Origin of the sequence: Cobetia amphilecti (genome assembly GCF_020217465.1) — a bacterium.
Lineage (GTDB): Bacteria > Pseudomonadota > Gammaproteobacteria > Pseudomonadales > Halomonadaceae > Cobetia > Cobetia amphilecti.
Window position 1 is genome coordinate 4151344 of sequence record NZ_CP084115.1, and the last position, 8752, is coordinate 4160095.

General features: G+C 63.6%; 6 protein-coding genes. All 6 read right to left on the reverse strand.

Annotation, left to right across the window (positions count from 1 at the left end; genetic code table 11):
* Window positions 1-56: 56 nt before the first annotated feature.
* Window positions 57-1874 (reverse strand): ABC transporter ATP-binding protein, encoded by a 1818-nt coding sequence (locus tag LCW13_RS17380; RefSeq protein WP_225347451.1) that lies wholly within the window; start codon window positions 1872-1874, stop codon window positions 57-59.
* Complete coding sequence (locus LCW13_RS17385; RefSeq protein WP_153636736.1) at window positions 1871-3766, reverse strand: ABC transporter ATP-binding protein; 1896 nt, start codon at window positions 3764-3766, stop codon at window positions 1871-1873. The genes LCW13_RS17380 and LCW13_RS17385 overlap by 4 nt, the downstream gene beginning before the upstream one ends.
* 151 nt (window positions 3767-3917) lie before the next feature.
* The gene (gene mnmE / locus LCW13_RS17390) at window positions 3918-5336 is read right to left on the reverse strand and encodes a tRNA uridine-5-carboxymethylaminomethyl(34) synthesis GTPase MnmE (protein ID WP_153636737.1); all 1419 of its coding nucleotides are present in this window, start codon (window positions 5334-5336) and stop codon (window positions 3918-3920) included.
* A 209-nt stretch (window positions 5337-5545) separates the two neighbouring features.
* The gene (gene yidC / locus LCW13_RS17395) at window positions 5546-7210 is read right to left on the reverse strand and encodes a membrane protein insertase YidC (RefSeq protein WP_054556376.1); all 1665 of its coding nucleotides are present in this window, start codon (window positions 7208-7210) and stop codon (window positions 5546-5548) included.
* A 119-nt stretch (window positions 7211-7329) separates the two neighbouring features.
* Entirely contained in the window at window positions 7330-7719 is a 390-nt protein-coding gene (gene rnpA / locus LCW13_RS17400) for a ribonuclease P protein component (RefSeq protein WP_052384306.1), read from the reverse strand.
* An 11-nt stretch (window positions 7720-7730) separates the two neighbouring features.
* A complete protein-coding gene (gene rpmH / locus LCW13_RS17405; protein ID WP_043331656.1) occupies window positions 7731-7865 on the reverse strand; it encodes a 50S ribosomal protein L34 in 135 nt (44 codons plus the stop codon).
* Window positions 7866-8752: the final 887 nt, after the last annotated feature.

Consider the following 8752-nt stretch of genomic DNA (forward strand, 5'->3'; position numbering starts at 1 on the left):
GATCGCGGGGCCCTTTGCATCGTGGGGTATTTGTATTGTCGGGGCCGTTGGCCTGATCAGTGTGCGATGTCTTCCCGCCATAGCCGCCGATAGAGGCCGGGTTCTGCCATCAGGGCATCGTGGGTCCCCAGCTGGGTGATGCAGCCCTGTTCCAGCACCAGCAGGCGGTCCGCATCACGCACCGTGGCAAGCCGGTGTGCCACCACGATCAAGGTCACTTCGCCACGCAGCTCATGCAGTGCCTGCTGCAACAGGGCTTCGGTATGGCTATCGATGCTGGCGGTGGCCTCATCCAGCAACAGCACGCGTGGTGTCGTGACCAGTGCACGTCCGAGCGCCAGCAATTGGCGCTCACCCGTGGAGAGACTGAGGCCGCGCTCGCCCAGCAGGGTGTCGAGCCCTAGCGGCAGACTATCGACCAGCGGCGTCAGATGCGCTTTGTGCAGAACCCGTGACAGGTGCTGCTGGCTGATTTCACGCCCCAGCAGCAGGTTGTCGCGCAGTGTCGTGGCGCGGATGAAGGGCTCCTGCGGGACGACGGCTATCGCGGTAGCGCGTTGTTGAGCCGACCACTCCATCAGCGGACGACCATCCAGCAGCAGCTGAGACGCCGGGGCAGGGCGCTGCCCGCTGAGCAGATCGAGCAGGGTGGACTTGCCGCTGCCCGTCGGGCCGACCACGCCGAGAAACTCACCGCTCTCGATGGCAAGCATCAGTCCATTGAGGGCCGGACCCTCCGCACCTTGGTGGTGGAAGGTCAGCTGCTCGAGTTGATAGTGACCACTCGCTATCACGGTGTTGTCCGAGTGCCGACGCGTGGCTGCCTGCGCTGTGCGCGTGTCTGGCTCAGGCGTCTCGCGTGGCCGGTCCAGGACCTCTTCCAGCCGGCCAGTCGCCACCAGCGCCGACTGGAAGACCTGCAGTCGCTGCGTGATCTGGATCAGGGGCTCGCTGATGCGCCCCAACCAGGCGATGAACGCGTAGAGCACTCCCAGTTCCGCACCGCCCCCCAGTTCGCGCAGCCCGAACACGGCGACCAGCGAGAGCGTGATCAGCATCGCCATCAGGTCGATGGCCGAACGCAACAGCAGCCCCGACACACGCACCGTGCGCATGCGCGCCTGATACTGGGAGACGTTGAGGTGGTGATAGCGCTGACTGAAGCGTTCGGTCTGGTCGCTTGCCTGCAGCACACTCATGCCGCCGATCGCCTCGGCGATTCTGGCATTCTGCAAGGCACGCAGGCGGCGCACCTCGCGTGCAGCGCGCCCGGAGAAGCGCTGATACAGCCAGATCATGCCGATGGAGAGCGGCACCAGCGCCGTCGCGATCATCGCCAGGGTGCCATCCATCAGGGCCATCGCCGACAGGATGCCGATCAACAGCACCACATTGCCGATCAGTGTCGCCAGCACCCCGATATACAGCTCCTTGAGCGACTCGGTGTCGTTGGTCACGCGGGCCACCAATTCACCGGCAGCGATATTGTCGAGGGTCGATAGTGGCTGGTGCAGCAGATGTGTGAAGACTCGCTCACGGATATCGCGCACGCTGGCGAGGGCCAGACGGGCAAAGCGCAGCTGCTGGAAATAGCGTCCGGCGGCGGCGCCCAGCTGGGTGATCACGTAGATGCCCACCAATCCGGCCAGGGCCTCGGGGGCGAGGTTGCCGGGAATCAGGTAGTCATCCAGATAGCGCTGGGTCAGCCACGGGCCAAGCACATCCAGTACGGTCGCCGCGATCAGGATCAACAGCGCGCGCAGGACCTCTGCGCGGCGCCTGCCCAGCGGTTGCCAGAGCAATGCCAGTCGCCGTCGGCTGAGCAGGCGAGTGCCGCTGAGGGTGTCGGGTCGTGTCGCGGCATCGTGGCTCATGAGCGCTCCGCCTTGGCATCGTCTTCGCGGTTGACCTGCTGGGCCTGCCATAGGCGCCAGTAGGCGCCGCGGGCGGCCAGCAGACTGGCGTGATCGCCCTGTTCCAGGATGCACCCGTCCTCGAGCACCAGGATCTGCTGGCAGGCCTGCACGGCAGACAGGCGATGGGAATTGATGATCAGCGTGCGCTTGAGGCCGTGATGATCGGGTTGCTGCAGGCGCGCGAGAGTCTTCAGCAGGGTGCGTTCGGTGACCTGGTCGACCGCCGACAGGGTGTCGTCCAGCAGCAGGATCGGCGCCTCGCTGAGCAGGCTGCGTGCCAGTGCCAGCCGCTGACGCTGGCCGCCAGAGAGCGTGATGCCTCGCTCACCCACCAGCGTTTCCAACCCCTGGGGGAGGCGGCGCAGATCTTCCTCGAAGGCTGCCGCGCGTAGTGCCTCTCGAATTCGCTCGTCGGAGGCCTCGGGGCAGGCGAGGGCGACATTGTCGGCTACCGAGAGCGCAAACAGGAACGGGTCCTGGGGGACCAGTGAGAACTGCTGGCGCCAGGCCGATAGTGTGTACTTACTTGCTTCTCTGCCACCGAGCGTCAAGACCCCTTGCTCAGGCGTCAGAGGCCAGCTGCGCGACAGCAGACGCAGCAAGGTGGACTTGCCACTGCCGGTCGCGCCGACGATCCCCAGACTGCCCCCTGCCGCCACCTGAAGAGAGAGGGGGCCAAGGGCACGTTGCTGGCTGCCCGGGTAGTGGAATTCATTGATCTCAAGGCATAGTGAATGGACACTTACCTTGTTCAGAGTGCCGCTGTCCTCAAGGGCTTCTGGCGCGGCGTGGAAGGTGGCCAGCCGCCGTGCGGCTGCCGCGCCGCGCTGCAGGATATTCAGGCACCAGCCAAGCGCGAACATCGGCCAGATCAGCTGCGCCAGATAGAGCGTGAAGCTGGTCAGTTGGCCCAGGGTGATGGCGTCATCCAGATAGCGCCAGCTACCCACACCCAGCGTCAGCAGCGTCGCCGCCGAGAGCGCAATGAACACCACCGGATCAAAGGCCGCCTCCAGCTTCTGGACGCGATAATCGACGGCTTCGGCGGCGGCGGCACGCTGCGAGAATCTTGCGCCTTCATCCTCCAGCAAGGCATGGCTTCTGAGCATGCGAATGCCGGCGAAGGCTTCCTGGGTCTGGTCATTCAGGTCCGAGAAGCGCTCCAGCGATTCGCGGAAACGCTCTCCGATCCTTCGCGAGATGCGTGCGAAGGCCCAGGCCATGAAGGGAAATGGCAACAGGGCGAGCAGCGTCAGTGGCACATCGATGGCGATCAGCATGATGCCGAGCACCAGCACGAAGGTCATGGCGCCATCGACGCTGGACAGCACGCCTTCCGCGGCGGCCATCTCCACGGCATCGATGTCCTGACTGGCGTGCGCCATCAGGTCTCCGGTGCGATGGCGCTGATAGAAGCCGGGGTCCAGGCGCGTCAGCTTGGCATGGAAGGCATCACGCTGCTCCGTCCCCAGCTGATAGGCGGTGCCGAACAGTGTCACGCGCCAGGCATAGCGCAGTGCATAGAGCGCAAGCCCTGCGCCTACCAGCCACAACAGGCGGCTCAGCAAGGCCTCGTGGTCCAAGCTGCCATCACGCAACGCATCGATGGTGGCGCCGATCGCCCACGGCAACAGCAGATTCAGCCCCGCGACCCCGATCAGGAACGCGATGGCCAGCAGATAGCGGGGCCAATGGCGGGTGAAGAAGTCGAGCAGCAGGTGGCGCAACGGGGCCTCGGGGAGAGGCCCGGTGCTCAGTTCATCGGCGGGGGCCGGCGGGGGAGAGGCGCTGGAGTCACGGGACTCGCGATGGGCATCCTGCGGTCTGTTCGATGTCGCGCGTCCCGCCATGTCGGCTCCCGGTCTGCCCCTGCCCGCCTCCGCCACTCGGAGGGGTCGGCAGAGGCAGTATAACGAGAGGGAGACAGCCAGACGCAAGCACTGTCGGCAAGAGAGGCCGGCTGCGGGCGAGAGTCAGCTCGGCGCGATCACTTCGGTGCGATCACTTGCCGATGCAGAAGCTGCCGAAGATTTCCCCGAGCAGATCATCGGCTGAAAATTCGCCGGTGATCTCGGACAGTGCCATCTGGGCGGCGCGCAGGTCTTCGGCCAGCAGCTCCCCGGCGCCGGCGCCATGCAGCTGGGCGTCGCCGTTGTCGAGAGATACGCCAGCGCGCTCCAGCGCATCCAGGTGGCGGCGGCGGGCGCTGAAGCGCCCCTCTGCGGTGCCGGTGAAGCCCATGATGTCCTTGAGGTGATCGCGCAGCGCATCGAGGCCCTGATTGTCGCGCGCCGAGATGCGCACCACGCTGGCCTGGTGGCGTGCCAGCTCGGCATCGCCATCCTGTGTTGCGGTGATGGCGGTCAACCCCGGCGTCTCGCCGCTGGTGTCGATCTTGTTGCGGACCAGCGTCAGGCGGGACGGGTCCGGCAGGCGCGCGACGAATTCCGGCCAGATCTCCATCGGGTCCGTCGCCGAGGTGGTCGCGGCATCGACCAGCAGCAGGACGCGGTCCGCCTTCTCGATCTCGTCCCAGGCGCGCTGCACGCCGATGCGCTCGACGGCGTCCGGCGTGTCGCGCAGCCCGGCGGTATCGATGATATGCAGTGGCATGCCGTCGAGATGGATGTGCTCACGCAGCACGTCGCGGGTGGTGCCTTCGATATCGGTGACGATGGCGGTGTCCTGCTCGGTCAGCGCATTGAGCAGGCTCGACTTGCCGGCATTCGGGCGGCCGGCGATCACCACCGTCATGCCCTCGCGCATCAGGGCGCCCTGGTTGGCAGCGGCTCGCACGCCTACCAGCTCGGCCTTGACTTCATCGAGGCGCGCCGCGACATGGCCGTCGGCCAGGAAGTCGATTTCCTCTTCGGGGAAGTCGATGGCGGCCTCGACGTAGATGCGCAGCTCGATCAGGCGCTGCACCAACGCGCTGACGCGCGTCGAGAACTCGCCCTTGAGCGAGCGCAGTGCATTCTCGGCCGCCGCGCGTGAGCTGGCGTCGATCAGGTCGGCGATGGCTTCGGCCTGGGCGAGATCCAGCTTGTCGTTCAGGAAGGCGCGCTCGCTGAATTCACCGGGGCGTGCCAGACGTGCGCCCAGCTGCACGCAGCGCTCCAGCAGCAGGTCCATGATCACCGGGCCGCCATGCCCTTGCAGCTCCAGCACGTCCTCGCCGGTGAAGGAATTCGGGCCCTGGAAGTAGAGCGCGATGCCTTCGTCGAGGGCGATGGGGTTGCCCTGGGTATCGAGTCCCATGAAGGGGCCATAGTGGGCACGGCGTGCCGGCGGGCATTGGCCCAGCATGGCCTGGGCGATGGCCTGACAGGCCGGACCGGAGACACGGATGATGCCGACGCCACCACGGCCGGGCGGAGTGGCCAGGGCCGCGATGGAGTCAGGCTGGTAGGCGGTAGACATGCACAAACCTCGGGCGCGAAGCCGGAATGAAGATGAAGGAGATGGCCGCTATTGTCGCGGCTGGAGGCCCGTGACAGCAAGCGGGGTGACGGGGAAGGCGCCTTGCGGCGGGAGTGTCGGCGCAGCCCTCGGAATCAGGGCCTGAAACGCCACGACCCCCGCCGAGGCGAGGGTCGTGGGTGAGTCATGTCAGGCGAACCTGAAAGGCATCATGCGCCTTTCTTGGTTGGCTCGGCATTCTCGATCTGACGAGTGATGACGTACTGCTGAGCGATCGACAGCGTGTTGTTGACGATCCAGTACAGCACCAGACCTGCCGGGAACCACAGGAAGAAGAAGGTGAAGACGATCGGCAGCATCTTCATGATCTTCGCTTGGGTGGGGTCCGGAGGCGTCGGGTTCAGCTGCTGCTGGATGAACATCGTCAGGCCCATGATGATCGGCAGGATGAACAGCGGGTCCTTCACTGACAGATCCTGGATCCACAGCATGAACGGCGCGTGGCGCAGTTCGACGGATTCCATCAGCATCCAGTACAGGGCGATGAAGACCGGCATCTGGATCACGATCGGCAGACAGCCCCCCAGCGGATTGATCTTCTCCGTCTGGTAGAACTTCATCATCTCCTGCGAGACCTTCTGGCGGTCGCTGCCGTACTTCTCCTTGATGCGCTGCATCTCGGGGCCCATCTTGCGCATCTTGGCCATCGAGCGGTACGCGGTCGCGGACAGTGGGAACAGCACGACCTTGACCAGAACGGTCAGCAGGATGATGGAGGCACCCCAGTTGCCGACCAGCGCGTGGATGTGCTCCAGCAGCCAGAACAGCGGGTTGGCCAGGAACCACAGCCAGCCGAAGTCGACGACCAGTTCCAGGTAGGGAGCGGTCGCTTCCAGCTGGTCCTGATCCTTCGGGCCGACGAACAGGGTCGCGCCGAGCTCAGCCTGCTGACCCGCGGCGATCTGGGTCGTCGGGCTCGCGAAGGCGGCGACATTGCGGTTCTGCTTGTCGACGTTGGCGTAGTAGAGGTTCTTCTGGTTGTCAGCCGGCACCCAGGCAGACACGAAGTAGTGCTGGATCATGGACACCCAGCCACCCTGGACGTCGACATTCTTGAAGCTGCCGTCCTGGATGTCTTCGAAATCGACCTTCTGGTAGTGGTTCTCTTCAGAAGAGAACGCCGCACCCAGATAGGACTTCATGCCCATGCCGCCACCGGAGGTCGGGTCCGCGCTGTTGTCACGGGCCAGCTGACCGATGAAGCGAGCATTGACCGGCTGCTGTGACTGGTTGTCCAGCAGGTAGTCGACCTTGATCTGGTAGCTGTCCTGGCTGACGGTGAAGCGCTTGATGACCGCAACACCATTGATGTCGGCCTTCAGGTCCACTTGCAGGCTGTCATCACCCTCGGCAAGGCTGTAGCTGTTGCTGTCGGCAGAGAAGGCGATACGGCCCTTGTGGCCATCCAGCTGCAGGCCGGACTTGGCCACGTAGCTGCGTGACTGATTGTCGGACAGCAGCACGAAGGGCGACTCGGAAGCGTTGTTCTGCTTGTGCTCGAGCAGCGCTGCATAGACCACGTCACCGCCCTGCGGATCGATACGCAGGTCCAGCACGTCAGTCTTGACTTCAATCAGGTTGTTGCTCGGGGTGCTTGCTGCGCTATCCGGCGTGGAGAGGCCGGTATCGCCATTGGCAGTCGTGCTGCTGCTTGGGGCTTCAAGGCCTTGCGCAGTGGCATTGGCGGCCTGAGAGGCAACCTGGGGAGCCTGTGTTTCCGCAGCCGGCTGGTCGTAGTCCTTGTTCCACTGGACCACCATCAGATAGGCGACAACCGCAAGCGGAATCACGAGGAGTAATCGTTTGACGTCCATGGTGTATACCCGTTGGAGGGTGAATCAATCTGGCGGGGAGTCAGATGAGTCCGGTCACGAACGGTAGGGCGTATAACGAAAAAAACGCCACATGCCGGACGCACCGGGCAGGTGTCGCGTCAGGCAGGTGGCGTTGACTTGGCCGCTTTCTGGCGTCTGGCGTCCTTCTCCAGACGAGCCCACATGCCGTCCAGCTGGCGATGCAGAGTCTCGTTGTCCAGCTCGGTCACGCCTCGCTTGGCCAGTACGACGATGTCGACGGCCGGAAGGCGCTGCTGGCGGAGGCGAATGGATTCGCGCGTCAGACGTTTGAGGCGGTTGCGATCTACGGCACGGCGCACGTTCTTCTTGCTGAACACCAACCCCAGGCGGGCATGTCCCAGGTCATTCGGACACGCCAGGGCCAGAAGCCCCTTGCCGTGTACCTTGAGGGTGGTGTGATCGAAGACGTGCCGGTAATCCCCGGCAGTCAGCAAGCGAAGCTGCCGGGGAAATCCCTGACGGGACATCCGGGCCTCGATCAGGCGCTCAGACGCTTACGGCCTTTCGCACGACGACGCTGGATGACCTCACGGCCACCTTTGGTCGCCATACGAGCACGGAAACCGTGTGTGCGCTTGCGCTTCAGGACGCTCGGCTGAAATGTGCGTTTCATAGCTGCTTCTTCCCACGTGGTTGTTTGGAAAAGGTCAACGAATGTTGCCCTGTATCCACATGAGGACAGGGCAGATTGGTCAGGGGCAGGGATTCTAGTGAATCTGCAAGTGGCTTGCAATGTCGCGTTGGAAGTTGTCCACAGCCCGTTCGCGGCATTTGACGACAGATATCGTCTACGCCGCCCGCCATATGGCGCTTCGTGTCTCACGCGGATCACGTGCAAGACAGGCCTTCGGGCACAAAAAAATTCGATTTGGCGTCCTTGAGCCTACAGGCACCGCTCGCCAGGCAAGCGATCAGCGCTTTTTCAGCGCTCAGTGGGGCTGAGTGATCGGCATCGCCCGCCATGGCGATGCGCGGGAAGGGTGCAAGTCCTGTGTTCGGTCGTGAGCCTCAAGGACTCGCGTTTCTGACGAGCGGTTGTGCACTTACGACCCTTGCGTGTCAGGCGCGCCGAAAAGTCGCAGTGGATAACCCGGGATTCTGCCGACGCGATCACAGCCCCTCACACCTCGCGTGATCCGAAGATCGCGGGGCTGCTGTCATTACTACAGAGAAGTAGTTCTGAATAACCAATAACTATTAAGGAAGGCAGTTGCTGTGGATAACCTGTTTTTTCCTATCTTGCTCAATTGCATGTCGATAGGACAGCTCTGGCGATAAGTGGTGGGCAACCTGCGTTCAGCCTGTGCATGGCCATGTGCATAACTGTCGTCTTGTCCACAGTCGAAATCTTGTGCGCGGATACTCCCCAGCCTGTCCCGATGCGGATACTTGAAGAATACCGATGTTGTCCACAGTGCTTTTTGCGGCAGATGTCGTGTGGATAACTCGTGGCTTGGCCTATACAATGGCCGCCCCTTCGACAACTGGATGTGAGGTCGC